This is a genomic window from Myxococcus sp. CA033 (assembly GCF_013336625.1).
Classification (GTDB): domain Bacteria; phylum Myxococcota; class Myxococcia; order Myxococcales; family Myxococcaceae; genus Myxococcus; species Myxococcus llanfairpwllgwyngyllgogerychwyrndrobwllllantysiliogogogochensis.
The window spans coordinates 389,538-409,610 of the sequence record NZ_JABUMU010000005.1; the positions used below are offsets into that span (position 1 = coordinate 389,538).

General features: G+C 69.1%; 14 protein-coding genes. 8 read left to right on the forward strand and 6 right to left on the reverse strand.

Translation table 11 applies throughout. The features are described from left to right. Nucleotides 1–2 precede the first annotated feature (2 nt). The gene (locus tag HUA78_RS16640; RefSeq protein ID WP_174476700.1) at nt 3–2,048 is read right to left on the reverse strand and encodes an FtsX-like permease family protein; all 2,046 of its coding nucleotides are present in this window, start codon (nt 2,046–2,048) and stop codon (nt 3–5) included. Between the two features lie 189 nt (nt 2,049–2,237). On the opposite strand from HUA78_RS16640, the gene HUA78_RS16645 reads away from it, so the two are divergent. Then, nucleotides 2,238–3,734: a class I SAM-dependent methyltransferase gene (locus tag HUA78_RS16645; protein ID WP_174476701.1), complete on the forward strand. Its 1,497-nt coding sequence runs from the start codon at nt 2,238–2,240 to the stop codon at nt 3,732–3,734. 171 nt (nt 3,735–3,905) lie between these two features. Next, complete coding sequence (locus HUA78_RS16650; RefSeq protein ID WP_371745598.1) at nt 3,906–4,838, forward strand: fatty acid desaturase; 933 nt, start codon at nt 3,906–3,908, stop codon at nt 4,836–4,838. Nucleotides 4,839–4,840: 2 nt separating this feature from the next. Here the strand turns inward: HUA78_RS16650 and HUA78_RS16655 are convergent, their stop codons facing one another. From HUA78_RS16655 to HUA78_RS16670, 4 genes are read right to left on the reverse strand one after another with little or no spacing between them, the layout of a single operon-like run. Beyond that, entirely contained in the window at nt 4,841–6,007 is a 1,167-nt protein-coding gene (locus HUA78_RS16655) for a pyridoxal phosphate-dependent aminotransferase (RefSeq protein ID WP_174456478.1), read from the reverse strand. 21 nt (nt 6,008–6,028) lie between these two features. Next, entirely contained in the window at nt 6,029–7,522 is a 1,494-nt protein-coding gene (locus HUA78_RS16660; RefSeq protein ID WP_174476703.1) for a class I SAM-dependent methyltransferase, read from the reverse strand. 10 nt (nt 7,523–7,532) lie between these two features. After that, nucleotides 7,533–8,561, reverse strand: a complete 1,029-nt coding sequence (locus HUA78_RS16665; RefSeq protein WP_141641634.1) for an ABC transporter permease — start codon at nt 8,559–8,561, stop codon at nt 7,533–7,535. After that, the gene (locus HUA78_RS16670) at nt 8,561–9,511 is read right to left on the reverse strand and encodes an ABC transporter ATP-binding protein (RefSeq protein WP_141641573.1); all 951 of its coding nucleotides are present in this window, start codon (nt 9,509–9,511) and stop codon (nt 8,561–8,563) included. The genes HUA78_RS16665 and HUA78_RS16670 overlap by 1 nt, the downstream gene beginning before the upstream one ends. A gap of 99 nt (nt 9,512–9,610) precedes the next feature. Between HUA78_RS16670 and HUA78_RS16675 the strand changes: the two genes are divergently transcribed. The 3 genes from HUA78_RS16675 to HUA78_RS16685 all read left to right on the forward strand — a co-directional run bounded on the left by HUA78_RS16675 (nt 9,611) and on the right by HUA78_RS16685 (nt 12,641). Beyond that, nucleotides 9,611–10,432, forward strand: a complete 822-nt coding sequence (locus tag HUA78_RS16675) for a lysophospholipid acyltransferase family protein (RefSeq protein ID WP_141641574.1) — start codon at nt 9,611–9,613, stop codon at nt 10,430–10,432. Next, nucleotides 10,429–11,373, forward strand: a complete 945-nt coding sequence (locus HUA78_RS16680; RefSeq protein ID WP_174476704.1) for an NAD-dependent epimerase/dehydratase family protein — start codon at nt 10,429–10,431, stop codon at nt 11,371–11,373. The genes HUA78_RS16675 and HUA78_RS16680 overlap by 4 nt, the downstream gene beginning before the upstream one ends. 68 nt (nt 11,374–11,441) lie before the next feature. Further along, nucleotides 11,442–12,641 (forward strand): cupin-like domain-containing protein, encoded by a 1,200-nt coding sequence (locus HUA78_RS16685; protein ID WP_174476705.1) that lies wholly within the window; start codon nt 11,442–11,444, stop codon nt 12,639–12,641. 21 nt (nt 12,642–12,662) lie between these two features. On the opposite strand, the gene HUA78_RS16690 is transcribed toward HUA78_RS16685, so the two are convergent. After that, nucleotides 12,663–13,652, reverse strand: coding sequence for an HNH endonuclease (locus HUA78_RS16690; protein ID WP_217442501.1), 990 nt, complete (start codon nt 13,650–13,652; stop codon nt 12,663–12,665). A gap of 250 nt (nt 13,653–13,902) precedes the next feature. Here HUA78_RS16690 and HUA78_RS16695 point away from each other — a divergent pair, with 250 nt between their 5' ends. From HUA78_RS16695 to HUA78_RS16705, 3 genes are read left to right on the forward strand one after another with little or no spacing between them, the layout of a single operon-like run. Continuing rightward, entirely contained in the window at nt 13,903–15,165 is a 1,263-nt protein-coding gene (locus HUA78_RS16695; RefSeq protein ID WP_174456484.1) for an endonuclease domain-containing protein, read from the forward strand. Further along, nucleotides 15,152–16,156: a hypothetical protein gene (locus tag HUA78_RS16700; RefSeq protein ID WP_174476707.1), complete on the forward strand. Its 1,005-nt coding sequence runs from the start codon at nt 15,152–15,154 to the stop codon at nt 16,154–16,156. Before HUA78_RS16695 ends, HUA78_RS16700 begins: the two co-directional genes overlap by 14 nt. A 21-nt stretch (nt 16,157–16,177) precedes the next feature. Next, the gene (locus tag HUA78_RS16705) at nt 16,178–20,062 is read left to right on the forward strand and encodes a helicase HerA-like domain-containing protein (RefSeq protein ID WP_174476708.1); all 3,885 of its coding nucleotides are present in this window, start codon (nt 16,178–16,180) and stop codon (nt 20,060–20,062) included. Nucleotides 20,063–20,073: the final 11 nt, after the last annotated feature.

The following is a 20,073-nucleotide window of genomic DNA, read 5'->3' on the forward strand; positions in this document are numbered from 1 at the left end:
GGTCAGTCCTCCCTCTTGCGCATCGCCACGGCGGGAGGCACCGAGCTGCCGCGCCACGCGGGCACCAGGGACGCCACCACCACCACGCCCACCACGCCCAGCCACACCGCCGCGCCCTGCCCCAGGGACAGCCGAGGCATCAGCACCGGGCCGCCCATGAAGAACTGGAGGGACTCGTCCGTGACGCCGATGCCGTCTCCCATCGTCCCGAACAGCAGCGCCGCGGCGATGGCCAGGCCCACGCCCGCGCCCAGCCCGCCCAGCAGCAACCCCTCGGTCAACAGCGAGCCGAAGACGTCGCTCCGCTGCATTCCCACCGCGCGCATCGTCCCCACCTCACCCACGCGCTCCTGCGCGAGGAGCAGCAGCGTGCCGGCGGAGACCAGCACGACGAACAGACACAACATGACGGAGAAGCCGAGCAGCACCACCCGCGTCAGGCCCACCACCTCGCTGACGAAGCCGCCCGCCGCCTCCCAGTCCACCGTCGTCAGCGGCACCGACGCGCTCGTCGCCCGCTGGACGACGTCCAGGGCCACCGCCTCCGGGTTCGCCTCCGGCGTCACCACCACGGCGGCCTGGAGCACGCTGCCTCCGCGCAGCTCCGTCGCGGAGAACGTCTCCGGCCAGGCGCGGGCACGCGGGAAGTCGGGCACCTCCGACGAGGGCTTCTCCGGCGTTTCGACCTCCACCACGGTGGCCGGCTTGAGCAGCTCCACCTCCGACTCCGGCAGGAAGTCCAGGCCGAGCGACTGGGCGTCGCGCTTCGCCTCCTCCATCAGCTCCGGCGACAGGCGGCCCGACAGGTAGCGCGCGCTCACCAGGTCCATGAGGCTGAGCGTGTTGACGCGGCTGGAGTCTCCGCCGAGCCCCCGGAAGCGGTACGTGCCCCAAATCTTGAGCGGCACACCATTGACGAGTGAGTCCAGGCCCTTGAGCACCACGGTGTCCCCGGGCTTCACGCGGTACAGCGGCAACAGCGGCGCCAGCTCCGCATAGAAGAGCTGGTGACGCGTGGCGAAGTTGGCGTCATCCAACTTCAGGAACTCGCGCCACAGGGCCTCCGCCTCTCCGGGGTGTCCCAGCACGCGGGTGAGCACCGCGCGCGCGGCGTCCGAGCGCTCCGCGTCCACGCGCGCCAGCAGGTCCGGCAGCTCCGCCGACGCGCGGTCCACCAGCGTGCGCAGCCGCTCGTCCTCCGCGAGCAACGCGCCCCGGTCCAGCTCCCGCTTCAGCTCATCCAGCCGCGCGGCGACCGGCAGCTTGAAGCGCTGCTCGTACAGGCCGTGCCCCAGGAGCAGGCCCCGGTGTCCCGGGGGTGGCAGCGTGCCCGTCACCAGCTCGAAGCGGGGGAAGGCGCGGACGAACTGATTCAAGTCGCTGCCCAGGTACTCGAGGTCGATGGATTCGCCCTCGCCCACCTGCCGGGCGACGTGGTTCTCCAGGTATTCGAGCGCGGCGAGCGGCTGGGCGCCGAAGCGCTCCCAGAAGGCGGGCGTCGTCGCCTCCTCCAGCGCCGCGCGGTCCATGCGCGCCTCGTCGGCGGTGAGGAAGGCCTCCGCCTGCCGGTCCGCGTCACGCGCCACTTCCAGCAGCGTGCGTTGCAGGTCCGCCGCCAGCCTCGCCAGCCGGGCGTCGCGCTCCGGCGAAGGGGGCTGACGCGCCACGGCACGCGCGGTGGAGAGCTTGTCGTCCAGGTAGTTGCCCCGAAACGTGGCGCCCATGCCCACTTCCAGCGGCACGACGTCGCTCACCCCGGGCGTCTCGCGCACGCGGGCCTCGGTGGCGGGATAGTCGGGCAGCGGCACCAGCACGGGTGCGCCCGTGGGCCCCGTCACCACCACGGCGGACTCGGTGGACTGGGAGTTGTAGACGAGGAAGTGGCCCGCTCCACTCTCGATGACGCTGCGCTGGGTGCCCTCGGAGATGCCCGCCACCATCGCGAACCCCAGGGTGAGCAGCAGCGCGGAGCCGAGCGCCAGCAGGGCCACCACCCAGCTCCGAGGTCGGGCCACGACGCTCTGGAGCGCGAACGACAGCAACGTCACTGGAGACTCCTCGCGATGCGGACCCTGCACACTCGCCCCGGCGGGGCGGGCGGCGTCCTCGACCGGACGTGGAGGCCGGACGATAGAGAACCCCTTGGAGCGATACAAGCCACACGCCCTGGATGGTTGCGCGACGCGAGAAGGACAGACCAAGCTGCACGCCGCCTCCTCCCTCTCCCGAGACAGCGCATGACGGCCTCCCCCAGCCCCTCCCTCGCGCAGTCACTCCATTTCTGGGCGCGCAACGCCGCCAACGAGTCAGCGCTCCTGAGAGCCTCCCTGCGCCTGGGCCTCTTCGACGCACTTCCGGTGCAGGGCAGCTCCACTCCGTGTTCCCTCGAAGCACTCGCCACCGCCACGGAGACCTCCGCCCGAGGACTGCGGGCCCTGCTCGAGCTGCTGGTGTGTCTGGGTTACGTCTCCCAACGGGATGACGATGACGCGCGGCGCTTCGCCCTGACGCAAGGCGCGGCGGCATTCCTGCGCGACAGCGCCTTCCTCCAGCGGCTCGAGGCCGAGCAGGACTGGGGGGGCCCGGTGGCCCTGCTCGACGAGGCGGTGAAACACGGCGAGCCCGTGCAGCACGCGGGAAGGCGCTGGGACGTGCTCGGACACTTGCGCGCGCTGTTCCTGGAGGCCGCGGCGCCCGCTTCCAGCACGGAAGCGGAGGACTTCTTCGACCGCTTCGCCCGGAGCGGCGCGCGCACGCAAGTGCTCATCACCTCCGGGCGGCTGGGCCTGCTGGAGCTGCTCGCGTCGGCGCCGCGCACGTTGCCGGAGCTGGGCGCGGCCACGTACCTGAGTACGGGCGGGCTGCGCGTCGTGGTGGAGGTGCTGGAGAAGCTGGGCCTCGCGACGCGGGAGGGCGAGGCCTTCGGGTTGAGCGCGGAGGCGCGGAGGCTGCTGGACGGCAAGGCGCTGGCGTACATGGTGCGCTCGCTGAGCGTGTCCGCGCAGTACACGGAGGCGCTGGAGCGCCTGGACGAGACGGTGCGCGAGGAGCGCTTCATCCTGGACCTGAAGGACCCGGAGGTGAGCCGACGCTTCTACGCGGACAACTCCAACCAGATTACGGCGGTCTTCGCGTCGCACTTCCAGCTCAGTCGCAAGGCGGCCACCACGCTCTCGAAAGCGCACCCGCTGGAGGGCGCGTCAGTCTTGGACATCGGCACGGGCTCCGGCGTGTGGGGCGCGGCCTTCGCACGCGCGACGCCGACGACCCACGTCACCTACTTCGACCAGGCGGTGGTGCTCGAGCAGGTGCGCGCAAACCTGGAGCGGCTCCAGGTGGCGGACCGGGCGCGCTTCTGGCCCGGGGACTTGTTCACCCACGACTTCGGGGAGGCCGCCTTCGACGTCATCATCCTGCCCCAGGTGCTCAACGTCCTGAGGCCGGAGAGCCTGCCCGGCCTGTTCGCGCGCGTGGCCCGGGCCCTCAAGCCCGACGGCGTGCTGCTCATCGCCGAGTACGTGCTCAACGAGCGCCGTGACGGCCCCCTGGACCACCTGTACTTCGGCCTGCGTCGGTTCATGACCAACGAGGGCGACCTGCTGTCCGCCTCCGAGTACGCGCGGCTGCTGGAGGCGGTGGGCCTGTCCTCTTCCGTCTGCATCCCCCTGCCCACGCAGGAGATGATTTTCGCCGCGCGCCCCGGGGTGAACCTGCCCACGCGGCTGGCGGACTGAGCACGCACCGCGTCACGGGCCTTCCACCCAGGGCCTGTCCCCGTGGGAATCCGGGCCGCTCGCTTGCTCGTCGCGCGGCACCCCGACTAGCGTCGCTCCTCCCTCGCGTTCGAGTCAGACCCCTGAAAGGTCCCGATGCGCGCCGTGCCGAAGGTGGACAGTCCAGGCTCCGTGGCCTTGCCCGAAATGGGCGAGCGCGGTGCGTCCATCGCCACGAAGCTGCGCGGTCGGTTCGCCCGGCGGGTCGCCTCGCTGGGCTACCACTCGCACTCGTTGCCGGCGGGCGTGGGACATCTCCTCTTGCACGTGGGCCTGGCGGCAGCCGCGGCCCTGGGCACGGCGCGGTTGATGGCGGACCACCCCTTGGCGGGCTGGGTGCTCTACCCGCTGGCGGCCTTCTTCATCGGCACGCGCTTCCGAGCGCTGGGCAACATGCTGCATGAGGCCTGTCACGGCATGTTCGTGCGCGGCAAGCGCCGCAACCGCGTCTTCGGCCACCTGCTGGCCGTCATCGACCTGACAGCGCTGGAGCCGTACACGCGCGAGCACTTCACGCACCACCTGCACCTGGGTGACGCACAGAAGGATTTGGACTTCGCTTCCCGGCGCCGCTTCGGCTTCGCGGAGGTGGACCGGCCGTTCGTGAAGGACCATCTGCTGCGGCCCCTGTCGCTGATGCACCTGCCCGCCTTCCTGCGGCCCGTGTTCTTCCACCGCACGGACCCGTGGGCGGTGACGCTCACCCGGTGGGCCTTCCTCGCGGGGCTGGTGGCGCTGGCGCAGTGGGGCATCGGCTGGAAGGCGTTCGCCCTCTTCTACGCGCTGCCGTACCTGGTGCCGTATCAGGTCATCCGCTACTGGTCGGACGCGGTGGACCACGCGGGCGTCATCGGCTCGCCGGACGAGTTCCACCGCTCACGCAACCACGTCTTCGCGTGGGGCTGGCTCAACCGGGTGCTGTTCCCCCGGCATGACCAGTACCACCTGACGCACCATCTGTTCCCCGCCGTGCCCACCGCGTTCCAGGGCCGCGTGCACCAGATGCTGATGGAGGACGCGGACTACTCCGCCCGCGACCACTCCTTCGCCGCGCTGCTGCGGTAGCGCTACCGGGCCGTCGCCCGCTCAATCACCTCGAGCGCCTCCGCGAAGTGCGCCGGCGCCGCGCCCAAACCCAGCCGGAAGCCGTGCCCCCGCTCCAGGGGATGCGCGCCGTGGGGCTCGCCAACTTCCATGGCGCTCAGCGGCAGCACGAACACGCCCGCGGCCGCCAGGGCCTCCAGCCGGGCAGAAAACGCCGCCGGCTCCATGGCGTCCCGCACGCCGATGCAGGTGACGAGGCCGCCCTGCGGCGCGGTGCCGTACACGCCCCGCGAGCGCTCCAGGAACGCGGCCAGCGTGCGCCGGTTCTGGAGCCAGTCCTCGCGCGCGCGATGCAGCGCGGGGCTGTGCAGGTCCTTGAGGACTTCGTACGAAATCCACTCCGTCACCGGGTTCACCGTGTGCGTCGTGTAGTTCTTCTCGTTCTGCATCAACGCCAGCATCTTCGTGTCGCCCACGCACCAGCCGATGCGCAGCCCCGGACACCCCAGGCACTTGATGAACGAGCCCGTGACGAACGAGCGCGTGCCCGGCCGCCAGACGGTGGGCCCCAGCACCGCGTCCTCCGAGGACAAGAAGCGATAGTGCTCGTCGCCCACCACCGTGGCGCCATGGGCTTCGGCCCACGCCGTCACCGCGCCCAGCAGGTCCGCGTCCAGCACCAGGCCGCTCGGGTTGTGGGGGGTGTTGATGATGACGGCGTCCGGGCGCTCGCGCTCCAGGCACGCCAGCCACTCGGCCGCGTCGATGGACGGCTGGCCCTGGGCGTTCCAACGCACGGGCAGCTTCACCCACTGCGCGCCCTGCTGCATGGGCAGCTCATAGAGGAGCTGGAACGCGGGCCACGCCAGCGCCACCTTGCGCGGACGGAGCTGACGGAACAGCAACAGCAGCGCCTCGCTGGTGCCGGTGGTGATGAGCACGTTGTCCCGCGTGGCGCCCGGGTGCATGGCGGCCACCAAATCCCGCAGGTCCGCGCGCCCCCAGTTCGGACTGTCGCGCAGGAGCGTGGACAGGAAGACCTCCGACGCCTGGGCGGCACTCACCCCCGAGCCCGTCAAGAGCTCGCCCACCGTGACGGGACGGCCTCCGGACTCTCCCAGGTTGTAGCGCGCGGTGAACCGCGAGCCCTCCAGGTAGTCCTCCATGAAGAATGAACGCAGCGGTTCCATCTCGACTCCGGAAGTGAAGACTCAGGCGGCCGTCACGGCGGCGCTGGGGACCACGGGCCAGGCGACATCACCGCGATGGGCGACGACGACTTGCTGGATGGGCATGTCGAAGCCTCGCGCGGACGACAGTCCCACGGGCGTCAGGAGCGCGCGGAACTCCGGCAGGGACAACACGTCGCCCTCGTTGGACACGTAGCGCCGCAGCGAGAAGTAGAGCGCGTCGAGCGGCCCGTCCCGCCGGTCCGTGAGCAGGTAGCCCGAGATGAGCAGCAGCCCTCCGGGCCGCAGCGCCCGCGCGAGCTTCGCGAAGAAGCCCGGCAGGGCCTCGGGCGGCAGCGCGGGGATGATTTGCGGCAGGAGGATGACGTCGTATTCCGCCTCGCCGTAGTCCACCGTGAGGCAGTCGCCCTCCCACAGCCGCGAGCGAGCCTCCAGCTTCAGCTTCGTCAGGTGCGGGCGCACCGCGTCCAGCACATGGGGCGAGTCCAGGTACGTCACGTGCGTCGTGGGCGCCGCCAGCCCGAAGGCCGCGCCCCACACGCCGGAGCCCGTGCCCACGTCCAGCACTCGCGCGCCCGCGAGCGAGCGCATGGAACCCACCAGCTCCGCCGCCTTGCGACTCAGCCGCAGATGCGAGGCGAAGATGCTGGAGATGCGCGACGCGTTCTCCTGGTAGATGCGGCGCGCCGTCTCGGGCTGCCTCAAGTCCAACCGGAAGCGATGCTCACGCACCGCCTCGTCCAGGTGCCCGAAAGCCTCCCAGTAGGCCATGGTCGCCGGCAGCGCGCGCTGGAAGTACGGCAGGCTCGTCGCATCCAGCATCCGCGACGCGGACTCCGTGAAGCCCCAGCGGCCGTCCTCTTCGCGAGTGACGTCCAGCGTGGCCAGCACGCCCAGCAGCACGCCCAGCCCCTCCGGATGCGCGCCCAGCTCGGCCGCCAGCGTGGCCTTCGGCGCGGATGACTCCACCAGCCGCGCCAGCAGGCCCAGCTCCGCCGCCGTCACCAGCGCCTGGGTGCGCGCGAAGTTGCGAGCGAAGCGGTCATGAAAGTCCTCCGCCTCCGGACCGGGCGCGGGCGGCGAGGGCTCCAGGAACAGCGCGCGGTACCAGCCGAGCAGGTCGCGCCCATCCACCGCGCCACCCGTGCGCACCGCCTCCGGCAGCTTCGCCACCACATGCCACCAATCGAGGACGTCCCGCAGCCGCGCGGTGAAGGAGTCCTGCGCGAGGAAGGCCGCCGTCGCGTCCGCGAGCGAGTAGCCCCGCACCTCCTCCAGCCGCACGAAGCCCAGGCCCACCAGGGGCTCGATGACGGCGCGCACTCCGCGCGAGTTCGCTCCCAACTGTCGAGCCAGGGCGTCCAGCGACACGGGCACCGCGCCGGGTCCCCGGGGAAGCTTGTCGAGCAACCCGAGCGAGAATGCGGCCTGGAGCGCCGCGGACTCGTTGCTCGCGTCACGGGCGAGGAAGTTGAGCTGCTGGACGAAGGCGGGCGACACGGCGGGCTTCGACATGGACTCTCCTTCAGACCCAGCGGAACCAGCGCAGCGCGGCCACCATCGGAAGCACCGTCCAGGCGGCGAGCACCGCCATGGGCATGCCCAGCGTCATCAGCGACGTGCCTTCCAGCATGATGGAGCGCAGCGAGTCATTGAGCGCCGTCAACGGCAGCGCGCGGATGAGCGGCTGCATCCAGCCGGGGAAGTTCTCCGACGCGAAGAAGACGCCGGACAGGAACATCATCGGCATGGAGACGAGGTTGACGAGGCCGCCCACCGACTCCTCGTTGCGCGCCCGGATGGACACCAGCAGCGCCAGCGAGGCGAAGCACATGGCCCCCAGCAGCCCCACGCCCAGGAGCGCGAAGTAGCTGCCGAACATGGGCACGCCGAAGAGCCAGCGGGCGAAGGCGCAGAAGAAGGCGACCTCCAGCACCGCGAAGACCGTGCGCCCCAAGAGGAAGGCGAGGAAGAAGTGCGAGCGGGACATGGGTGTGCCCGCCAGGCGCTTGAGCAGCTTGCCGCCGCGCATCGACACCAGCGGCACCGCCAGCGCCCACAGGCTGGAGGACATCAACGACATGCCGAGCAGCCCGGGGATGAGGAAGTCGATGTAGCGATTGCCCGGCTCCGACACCGGCGTCGTCTTCACCGCCTCCAGTCGAGGTGCGTCCGGAGCCCGCGCCAGGGCCTGGGACACCAGCAGCCGCGCGGTGCGTCCCTCGGGCTGGCTGGGGTCCACCAGCGCCTCGGGACTCAAGTCACCGGGCACGAGCACCAGCGACACCCGCCCTCGGGCGAGCATGCGCCGTGCCTCGGCGGCGTCCAGCACCTGGGCCTCCAGCTCCGGCGTCCCCTCCAACCGGGCGAGCAGCGCCGGGGCCCCCGGCCCGTCGGTGACAGCCACGCGCACGGGCGACAGCGACTCGTTGCGGAAGGCCAGCCCCAGCACCAGCGTGGTGACGATGGGGAAGATGAACGTCCAGAAGAACACCTCCGGCTGGCGCCACAGCACCCGCAGCCGCATCAGCACCAGTTGTCCCAGCGAGCCCATCACGCCGCCTTCTCCTCGGTGCCCTCGCGAAGCGAGCGCCCCGTCAATCCGATGAACACGTCATCCAGCGTGGACCTGCGCGTGGACAGGTGCCGCAGCCGGGCGCCCGACAGCTCCACCTCGCGCAGCACCGAGGGCAGCGCCACATGCAGCTCCTTCACCCGCAGGGAGAGCCGGTCCGCGTGGCGCTGCGCCGAGACGACCGCCGGCAGCGGGCGCAGCCGCTCCAGGTCCAACGCGGGGTCCGCCTCCAGCTCGATGACCTGATCGGCCCCCAGCGAGGCGATGATTTCCCCGGGCGTCCCGCGCGTCATGACCCGGCCCTTGTCGATGATGACCAGCCTGTCACAGAGGACCTCGGCCTCGTCCATGTAGTGCGTGGTCAGCACCACCGTGCGGCCTCGCGCCTTGAGCGCCACCACCACGTCCCACAGCGCCCGGCGCGACTGTGGGTCCAACCCCGTCGTCGGCTCGTCCAGGAAGAACAGGTCCGGGTCTCCCGCCAGGCCCAGCGCCAGGGCCAGCCGCTGCCGCTGACCGCCTGAGAGCTTGCCCACCCGCGCCCCGCGCTTCTCGCCGAGCTGCACCATGCCAATGAGCTCCTCGACGGGGAGCGGGCGTGGATAGAAGGAGGCGAACATCTTCACCGTCTCCTCCACCGTGAGGTGTTCCACCAGCCGCGTCTCCTGGAGCGTCAGGCCGATGCGCTGGCGCAACTGCGTGGCGGAGCGCTTCCAGTCCAGGCCGAGCAGGCGCACGTGACCGGAGGTGGGCTCCTGGAGTCCCTCGAGGATTTCGACGGTGGTCGTCTTGCCGGCGCCGTTGGGGCCGAGCAGACCCACGCACTCGCCCCGGCGGATGTCGAGGTCGATGCCGTCCACGGCGACGACGTCACCGAAGCGCTTGACCAGTCCCTTCACCTCGATGGCGAGTTCGTCTGGGGATGTCATAGGGGGGTGGCGGCAGTATGGCCCAGGCGGGGGTCGGGGCCCAATGCACTCGGCGCGGAATGCAGCGGGACTCATCCGGGGGTGCTACGGTCCCGCGCCGTGGCCCTGAGCGACGGATTGGAAGCGCGGGTTGACCGGCTGGAGTTGCCGTTCAACGAGTACGGCGTGGACCCGTACGGAATCTCCAAGAAGCACGTGAGGGACGCGCTGCGCCTCTTCACGCTCATCTACCGGTATTACTTCCGGGTGCGCTGCCATGGCATCCACCACATCCCCGCCCGAGGCCGCGGGATGCTGGTGGGCAACCACTCCGGCGGCGTGGCGGTGGACGGCGCCATGGTGCTGACGTCCACCATGCTGGAGATGGACCCGCCCCGCCTGTCGCAGGGCATGGTGGAGCGCTTCCTCCACAAGTTCCCCGTCTCCTCCCTCTGGGCCAGCCGCACCGGCCAGTTCACCGGGCTGCCCGAGCATGCGAAGCGGCTCTTGGAGGATGACCGGCTGTTGATGATCTTCCCGGAGGGCGCGCGCGGGACGGCCAAGCTGTATCCGGACCGGTACTCGCTGGTGGACTTCGGCACGGGCTTCGTGCGGCTGGCGTTGCAGACGCGCTCGCCCATCATCCCCTTCGCGTTCCTGGGGGGCGGCTCGGCCATCCCCACGGTGTTCAACGCATACACGTTGGGCAAGCTGCTGGGGGTGCCGTACATCCCGCTGACGCCATACCTGCTCCCGTTGCCGTTGCCGGTGCAGTTGGAGATTCACTATGGCGAGCCGCTCGTCTTCCACGGCACCGGGGACGAGGACGACCACGTCATCGAGGGGTATGTGGCGAAGGTGAAGGAGCGCATCGCGGGTCTCATCGAGCTTGGCCGGGCGGGGCGACAGCACCGCGGGCTGGCGAGGAAGCTGCTGCCATGAGGGTGCTCATCCCGGGTATCGCCGGAGGTATCGCGCGCAAGCTGGCGCTGCGGCTGAAGCTCGCTGGCCACGACGTGGCGGGGGTGGACATCCGCCCATGGGAGAACGCGCGGGAGGCGGGCATCGAGGTGTTCCGGGGTGACGTGCGCAAGCGCGTGGCCGAGGACGTCTTCCGCCGCTGGCGCCCGGAGGCGGTGGTGCACATGGCCACCGTCACGGCCTTCACGGTGCCGGGGGCGGAGCGGGGGCGCATCAACCTGGATGGCACCAAGGCGGTGTTCGACCACTGCGCGACGCACGGGGTGAAGCAGCTGCTCTTCGTGGGACGGCACACGTTCTACGGGGCCGCGCCGGACTCGCCGCTGTACCACTCCGAGGACGAGCCACCGCGCGCGCTGGAGGCCATCCCTGAACTGGCGGACCTGGTGGCCGCCGACCTGTACGCGGCCACGGCGCTGTGGCGGCTGCCGGAGGTGACGACGGGGGTGCTGCGGCTGCCGTACACCCTGGGCGCGCCGGGCACGGGGACGCTGGCGTCGTTCCTGAAGGGCCGGCGGGTGCCGTTGGTGCTGGGGTATGACCCGCTGTTCCATGTGATGCAGGAAGAGGACGTGGTGACGGCGTTGCAGCTCGCGCTGGAGAAGAAGGTGCGGGGCATCTTCAACATCGCCGGGCCCGCGCCGATTCCGCTCTCCGTCATCGTCCGGGAGACCGGGCGCATGGGGGTGCCGTTGCCTTCGAGGGTGTTGTCGTTCCTCCTGGGGCGGGCGGGCTTCCCTCGACTGTCGGTGGGGGCGCTGGACCACCTGCGTTATCCCATCGTCGTGGACAACCGGCGCTTCCTGGAGGCGACGGGCTTCGAGTTCCAGCACAGCGTGGCGGACACGCTGCGCCTCTACCGCGAGGCGGCGCCGGTGCCCGTGTCGGGGGGACTGCTCTAAGGGGTGCTCCGGAGGGCTTCGGGAGACATGCTAGCGTGGAGGCCCCCTCGTGCCCCGAGTCGGAGCCCATGCCCCTGAAGCCCCTGCCCTTTTCCGCCCCATCGGTTCGCAGGTTGGAGCGACCTTCACTGGAGGAACTCCGGGAGTGGCATTACCGGGAGCCCGTCATCGTGCGGGGGTTGCTGGAGGACTCGGGGCTGCTCGGGGAGCTGCGCTCTCGGTCGACGTTGGACGGCAAGCTGGCGGCGCTGGAGGCGCAGCTTGGGGAGCGCCCGCACTACTTCTGCGTGTTGCCGCCGGAGTCGCGGGGGCAGTATCGGCCGAAGCTCGTCGAGAACCATGCGGATGGGGGGGCGGCGGCGGTGCCGGAGGAGGGCACGTTCGCGGACTTCGCGGGGCGCCTGAAGGCGGCGGTGGAGACGGGCGAGTACGTCTACATGCAGAACGGGATGCTGGAGCAGTCGCACGTCCGGGAGAAACTGCGCTTCGACTTCCTGCGGTTCACCGAGCCGCGTGGGGTGGAGAGCAAGTTCTGGATTGGGTCGGATGGGCAGGTGGTGAACCTGCATTACGACGACTGCATCAACTTCATCTGCATGTTCGAGGGAACCAAGCGGGTGACGATGTTCCCGCCGGAGCAGTTGGCGAACCTGTACCACGCGCCGTTCGACGTGCTGGCGGGAGGCGCGCCCACGACGAGCGTGCAGTTGTTGAACATGGATTTGGAGCGGCATCCGAGGTTCCGCACGGCGATGGAGCATGCGTGTGTCGCGGTCGTCGAGCCCGGGGAGGCGCTGTTGATTCCGCCCTTCTGGTGGCACCACGTGGAGTCTTTCGGGGCGATGCACGTGATGGTGAACAGCTTCATCACGACGATTCCGTCCTCGGCGACGTTGGAGCTGTGGAAGGACCTGTCGGCGGGAGTGCGGGCGCTGGCGAGGGCCACACCGGAGGAGCGGAGCCGGGAGCGGGACATCTTCCGGCGCCGGGTGTTCGGGAACGAGGAGGGTGGAGACACGTCACCGCTGGCGGAGCAGGCGCGCAAGACGTTCCAGGCACTGCCTCGCTCCTGGCGGGAGCATGTCGCCAGGTTGTGGGAGGCGTTCGCCTTCCAGACGCATGGGACGCCGTTCGAGGTGACGCCGGGCGGGATTGAGGGACTCCTGGAGCGACAGGCGGGACAGCTCACGCTCTACCCGAACGCCAACATGCTCGCGGAGATGCCGGATGTGCTGGAGCTGCCTCAGGGGGACCCGGACCCGCGGTAGCTGCGGCCCCGGGCCGATGTGTCAGGCGCGCAGTTGGAACTGATTCCAGCGCGCCTGCAGTGCTTCCTTGCTCAGCAATCGCGCATCACACGCGAGCACAGCGCCGTCCCAGGCTTCGTAGCCCATGCCCTTTGCCCGGCGGTGGAGATGGATCTTCAAAGCCATGGGTTCGATACCGAGAAGGTCCAGGTCGAAGAGAGTATGGATGTCCGCGCGCAGCAAGAGACCATTCGAGGCGTGATTATCTTTGTCTCCGCGATAGGGAACGATGTGCGCCGCTTCCAGTAAATCCAGGAGATGGCATTTCGTGACGAGACATTTGCTGTCGAACTGGTTGAGCAAACTCTGCCGGAAGGCCTTTTGCCCCCGTCGTGCACGAATCGCCCGCGATACACGCTCTCGTTCATCCTCATGATTGGGGACATAGGGCTCCTCCGAGGCGTCCGCAGCAATGAGGCTGAGTCCATAAGCAGGCCCAGATGAAGCCAGCTGATGAATCAGGGGGAGCAATCCGGGAGCGGAGTCACTCAGGCGAGAAAGTACCACCTCCTGCATGGCCATCTGGCGGTTGAACTGACGACAAGCAGCTCGTGCCTGTGCGATTGGGATCGACGTGCCCGAGGGAACACCTCTGAATGTGTCACCAAACCAAGCAGAGAACTTGGTACAGGGCACGTTTATGGAGCTCACGTCATCGATGTAATGCCCGGCATCACACTTGAAGCGAGGGCGAAGCTTCTTCCGCTCAACGCTGACGGTTGCACCACACTCCGGGCACTTGTTCTGGAGCTTTGTCCCTGCAACAGCGTCGATTCTCTCGATATTGGCAACTCCCAATACCTGCCTTTTGTCGCAGATAATCAGCAGATCCCCTTTGGCAATCCGAAGGTGGTTCTGGACTTTGCTGTCATAGCGATAGACCGACGCCAACTCGTCGGCATACCCCTCGTTACCTGCGTAACCACGTTCTTCTCCATACGAAAGCACCAGCCACGTACGCCCTGAATCCATCCCGACAGTGGAATGTCTTGATGCAACGTATTGAAGGATGCGTGGAATAGGCTCGTGCAGAGATGACCCGTGGCATCGCCCAGTCTTCTGCCTCATGCGTGAATCGAGCACACGGGGGTGGTTACAGACCCGGCCACGCGGGTTGTGCGCCATTGGATGGAGCCCGGTCCCCTGGCTTGCCAGAGGTGTCTGTGCGGGAGCAGGCTTCCATCCCAGCGTGACGGGTCCATCTCAGGAGACCCGTGGGGGAATGGCCTTGCTGTCACCGGCGGACACCGCGCTCCTGGACTCGCTGGACCGGCATGCCCGGCGGCGCGCGGAGGGTATCCCCACGCTGAGCGTCCTCGTCGGCCCTCAAGACCGCGCCCTCCTCCTCTGGGATGAATGGCTTCACCGCAGCGGATTGAAAGCCACCTCCTCGGGCAGCGAGGACCTTCGCACCACCGTCTCCACCTGGGCCTCCGCCCTCGCCTCCGAGCGCAATCTCTCTCGTGACGCGGAGAGCTACGTCGTCCTCTCCCAACGCGCCTTCTCCCCTCGCGAGCTGCACTTCGAGGGCAAGACGCCTCACGAGCGCCACGTCCTCTTCGAGCGACTGGAGCCTCCCCACTCAGAGCCCGTCACCTGGGCCCTGTGCCGACAGCTCCTCGTAGCCCCTTCGCCTGCCACGCCCGGCGAACTCTCGGCCGAGGTTCGCGAGGCCATCGCTCGCGATCCCCTCCGCATCCTCCACGCCCTCCTCTGCCTCATCCCCGAGGGCCGCGCTCCCGCGCTCCAACTCCGCGTCTCCCCTTCCGACCCGCGCAGCCTGCGCACGGCGACCGCCCTCTGCTCCGCGGCTCCCATGCTCCATGTCGCCTGCGTGCTGCCCCCCGACGCCCTCGGCGAACCGCGTGGCCGCAAGGAGTCTCATGCCCTCGCCATGCTGCGTGAGGGCCTCCTCGAACTCCCAGACCCCGGCAGCGTGTCCGCGCCAGTCGTAGTGACGTCCAACGCGGTGCCGCCCCCTCCCGCGCCACCACCCCGCACCCCGCGCAAGACTCCGCGCGCGAAGGACGACGAAGCCGAGCCCGTCCTCCTCGAACGCTTCCGTGAAAGCGCGCAGGCCGTCCACGTCGCCCGACAGAAGGACGAAGCCCGCGCCCGCAGCAAGGCCGAGCGCTTCCTCTACAACAAGATCCTCCAGGTCCACCCCGCCACCCGGGGCCTCTTCGCCCTCAATGCCACCCTGGACCTCGGCGACGGCAGTCGCCCCCTCGAAGTGGACTTCCTCTGCCGTGAGCTCCGGCTCGCCGTGGAGATCGACGGCTACCACCACTTCCTCGACACCGAGCGCTTCCGCCGCGACAGACGCAAGGACCTCGCGCTCCAGCGCGCCGGGTACTGGGTCGTCCGCTTCCTCGAGGAGGACGTGGTGCCTCGCTACGAAGAGATTCTCAAGACAATCGAAACGCTGATGGCCGCCCGGCGGCAAGAAGCCGCCTCGCAGAGGACAACGCATGGACAGCGCTGACAACCGGTTGGCGGGACTCACTCTCACCTGGCTCGCTCCCCGCCCCCACCGCACCGGCACCCGAGCGGAACTCGACAAGGCCCTGCGCCCCTTCGTGGAACACCGACTCAGCCGCGCCGAGTGGAAGACTCACCTCGACTCCGTGCTGGAGCACCTGCTCCAAGAACAGCTCGTCACCCGGAAGAACAAAGCCGGCCTGGAGCTGACCAGCACCGGCCTCACCCGCGTCCTCCAGTTCCTGCGCCTCGAACAGCTCCCCAAGGGCCTGACCTGGAAGAAGCTCAAGGCCACGTACCTGCTCGCCAACAGCCTGGAGCTCACTCCGTCCAAGGCCGTGCTGACCCGACTCGCCGACGCCGATGGCGTGCGCGCCGCGGTGCTCGGCCAGCAGTATCCCGCAGTGAGCGCGGGAGACCCTTCCCTCCCCCAGCTCCGCGACCGGCTCCTCTGGCGACAGCTCGGCGTCGACACCGAGCGCCCCTTCTCCCTCGCCGCCGTACAGGCACACCTCCTCGGCAAGCTGCTCGGCACGGAGGTGAAGGACCCTCGCAAGGCCGTGGAGCAGCTCACCGCCCGCGTCGCGGGAGCCACACGTGCCGACGCGGAAGCCGTGCGTCTGACCCTCCTGCGCAAGTGGTTCCTCCCCGAGCAGCCCGCTGTTCCCACAGTGGTGTCCACCGCACCGACGACCCGGGACGCGAAGCCACCGGCCCCACGCACGGAGGACTTCGCCGACCACGTCCTCTCGGTGGCCCGAGCCCTGCCCACTGGCCGCTTCGGCCGCGACAAGGTGTTCATCTCCCACGTGTGGAAGGCCCTCCAGCCCGAGTGGCCCCACCGGGAGGCCTTCGAGGCCGCGCTGCTGGAAGCCAACCGCACCCAACGCCTGTCCCTGACTCGCGCCGACCTCGTCTCCGCCATGAACCCCACGGACGTCGCCGAGTCCGAGGTGCGCTCCTACGGCGCCAGCTTCCACTTCGTCGTCGTCTGATTCGCCCTTCCAGGAGCGCGCATGTCCAGCGACCCTCGACTCAAGGTCTTCCTCTCCGACAGCGGAGAGGTCTTCAGCGGCGTCCAACAGGGCCAGTACCTCTGGCAGCCCGACCCGTTCGACGTGGAGACGCTCAACGCGCCCGCGCGCCGCGCCTTCAAGCGCCTGCTGGACCGCGCGACGACCACGCCTCCTCCCGACACCGGCAAAATCCTGCTCCTGCTCGGAGAGTCCGGCAGCGGCAAGACGCACCTCGTTCGCGCCTTCCGCAACCAAGCACACGAACAGAAGCGAGGCTTCACCGGCTACATGCCGATGACCGTCGATGCCTCGCACTACGACCGCTACATCCTCTCCAGCCTCATCGACTCACTGGACCACCCCTACGACGTGGCCCAGGGCGACGACAGCGGCCTGATGCACCTGTCCAACACCCTGATGACCCAGTGCACCAGTCTCTTCGCGCCACTTATCGAGCACGAACAGAAGATCCTCGAAGACGATGAACTGCACGGCACCGTCCGAGCCGTCGCGGACGAGTTGCTCGCGGACGCGCGCTTCCGGAACGTGGAGGTGGACCTGCTTCGCGCGCTCATCTACTTCCAGCGCAGGGACCCCCGCATCAACCGCCGCATCTTCAACTGGCTGCGCTGCGAGGAGATTTCGACCGAGGACCGGAAGGTCATCGGAGAACTCATTCCCCGCACGTCAGATGACGGCCCCGCGCGGATGGTGGAGCACCTGGGCCGACTCATGGGCGCGCTGGGCCATGCGCTGGTGCTCTGCGTCGACCAGGTCGAGGACATCAGCGACTTCGATCAGCGTCCGCAGATGGAGAACTCGTTCCGCCGGGCGATGAACACGCTGGCCGCCATCGCGGGCAAGGTGCCCAGGGCCGTGGTCGTCGTCTGCTGCCTCTCCGACTACTGGGAGAAGATGCGGCCCCTGCTGACGCGCTCCATGGTCGACCGCATCGAGACCGACCCGGAGCCCGGGACGCTGGAGCGCACCGTCACCGCGAGCACCGCGCGGGACATCGCGGCACGCAGGCTCCGCTCCCTGTATGAGCAGCGCGGCGTGGCCTTCGACCCCAGCACGCCCACCTATCCCATTCCTCCCGAGGGCTTCGAGGCACTCGGCGGCCAGCGGGCACGAGATGTCTTGAACGAGTGCCGCCGGTATCGAGAGCGGGCCATCGACCTGCAGCGGCTCCCGGATTCCTTCCCGCTCCCGTCTCCGAACAAGGGCCTGGGTGGGGACCTCGTGAAGCCCCCGGTTGGACCAGGCATTGACATGGACCAGGCGTGGACCGATTTCCGCGCCGCCTACAAGGAGAAGCTGCCCGAGGACCCGTCCGACGTGACGGCCCTGCTCGCCTGGGCCATCGAGATGGGCAGCGAGGAACTGAACGGCTCGCCTCGCTTCATGGTGAAGACGCGCAACGGTGACGACCTGCTGGACGTCGGCGTCCACCCGTCGGGCAACAAGCTCATCCTCGCGCTGTGTGAGCACAGCTCCCGAGGTGGTCATCTGGGTCGACAGATGGCGGAGGCCCTCAAGGCCGCGGCCGGCAAAACACCTGTCCTGGTCCGGACCTCCGAGTTCCCGGCCACGAAGGGGACCGTGGTGGAGGATCAACTGGGACATCTCTTCCGTCAGGGTGGGCGTCGCGTGGTCCTGGGAGACAGCGACCTGAGAGACCTGTCCGCCCTGCGAGACTTCCGCGCCCAGCACGTGGCGCAGGCGGCCCTCGCGGAGTGGAGCCGCACCGCGCGGCCCGTCACGCGACTGAAGTCGATGGGTGACATTCTCGGGCTGGAGCGACTCGGGCTTCCGCCTCCGCCCACGGGGCCCGCGCGTCCCAAGACTGATGGCGAGCCCACGAGCCGCGCCATGAAGAGCGCCGAAGTCCCAGCCCCGCCCGCTCCATCGCGCGCCAGGACGGAGAACGGCTTCATTCCCAGGCAGGCCGGGTTCTTCGATGGCTCGGTGACGTCTCCCTTCGGGAAACCGCTTCGCGACGCCGCAACCGAGGACACCGCGTCGACCTCTCGTTCGGAAGCCACGCGTGGCACCACGGAGGCGCGCACCCTGGACAAGACATCATCGAGTCCAGCAAGTGCGCCTGGCGCACCGAGCCCCCTGGACAAGGCCTCTTCGAGTCCAGCAAGTGCGCCCACCGCACCACGCCCCCCGAGCCAGCCACCGGTCTCCGTGGGCGATGACGTCGAAAACGCCACCCAGCACATGGAGGCGGTGAGTGAGCTTTTGACCGGGCACGAGAGCCGGCCGGCCGCGCGGGCTCCCCCCGCCACCGTTCCAGGGCTCACGCGGAAGCCTCGCGTCACGCCCCCATCCGGCACTCCGGTGGCTCGGGTCGCGCCCCTGTCCGCTACCCCCGGGGCTCGCGTCACTCCCCCATCCGGCACTCCGGTGGCTCGGGTCACGCCCCTGTCCGCTACCCCCGGGGCTCGCGTCACTCCCGCAGCCGGCACCCAGGTGCCTCATGTCACTCCTGACTCCGGCACCTCGGTGCCTCGCGTCACTCACGCCTCCCTCCCCCCAGTACCTCGCGTTACTCCCGCATCAATCCCTCCAGTGCCTCGCGAGGTGCTCACCGGCCCCCTGGGAATAGGTGCCTCGGAAGGGCTCCTCACGCAGCCCATCTCCATCGACCCGTCCGAGCTGACGCGGCACAGCGCCTTCCTCGGTGGCTCGGGCAGCGGAAAGACGACGCTCGCGCTCAACATCTTGGAGCAACTCCTGCTGCGCGGCATCCCCGTCATCCTCGTGGACAGGAAGGGCGACCTCGCCACCTATGCCCGCCCCGAGTCCTGGAACGAGCCACTGGAAGATGCCGTGCTCCAGGAGCGGCGCCGGCTGCTGCGCGAGCGCGTGGACGTGGCGCTGTACACGCCGGGGCGCTCGGATGGCAGACCCCTGGCCATTCCCATCGTCCCTCACGGCATGGAGACACTGCCCGCCGAGGAACGCGAGCAGGGCGTTCAGCAAGCGGCGGATGCCATCGCCGGGATGCTCGACTATCGAACCAGCCCCAATGACAAAGCCGCGAAGGCCCTGCTCGCCCAGGCCCTCCGCCTGCTGCTGGGCCAGTCGTTCGGCAAGGAGGTCACCCTCGAACTCATCCAGCAGTTCGTCACCTCTCAGGACCCCGCGCTCCTGGAGGCCACGGATGGGATTCCCCAGAAGACCTTCGCGAAGCTCGCCCAGGACCTCAGCGTGCTGCGCATCAACCTGCGCTCGCTGCTGACATCCGGTGGCGAGCGGCTCGACCTGGATGAGCTGCTCGGACGCGGCGTCCACGGCATTCCCGGGCGCACGCGACTGAGCATCATCAGCACGAAGTTCCTGGGGGACAATCCGCGCGTCCTCTTCTGGGTCTCCCAACTCCTGCTGGAGACCCACCGCTGGGCCAGTCAGCACCCCTCGCCCCAGCTTCAGGCCGTGCTCCTCTTCGACGAGGCGGACCTGTACCTGCCCGCGACGAGCAAGCCCGCGACCAAGGAGCCCATGGAGAGCCTGCTCAAGCGGGCGCGCTCGGCGGGCGTGGGCATCATGCTCGCCACGCAGAGCCCCGGAGACCTCGACTACAAGTGCCGGGAGAACGTGCGCACCTGGTGCGTGGGGCGGGTGAAGGAAGACAACGCCATCCGGAAGGTCAAACCCATGTTCACCGAGGCCCGCGTGGATGCCGAAGCCAGGCTCCCCGGGCAGAAGCCGGGACAGTTCCATGTGCTGCGCGAAGGCAAGGTGCAGCAGCTCAAGGCCGACCGCTCCGTCATGCGCACCGACCAGCTCTCCGAGGACGAGATTCTCCGGTTCGCTCGCCAGTCACGCGAGCAGCAGGCCGCGCCAGGTCCATCCAGGCCCACCGGGACGGACTGAAGTCCCGCGAA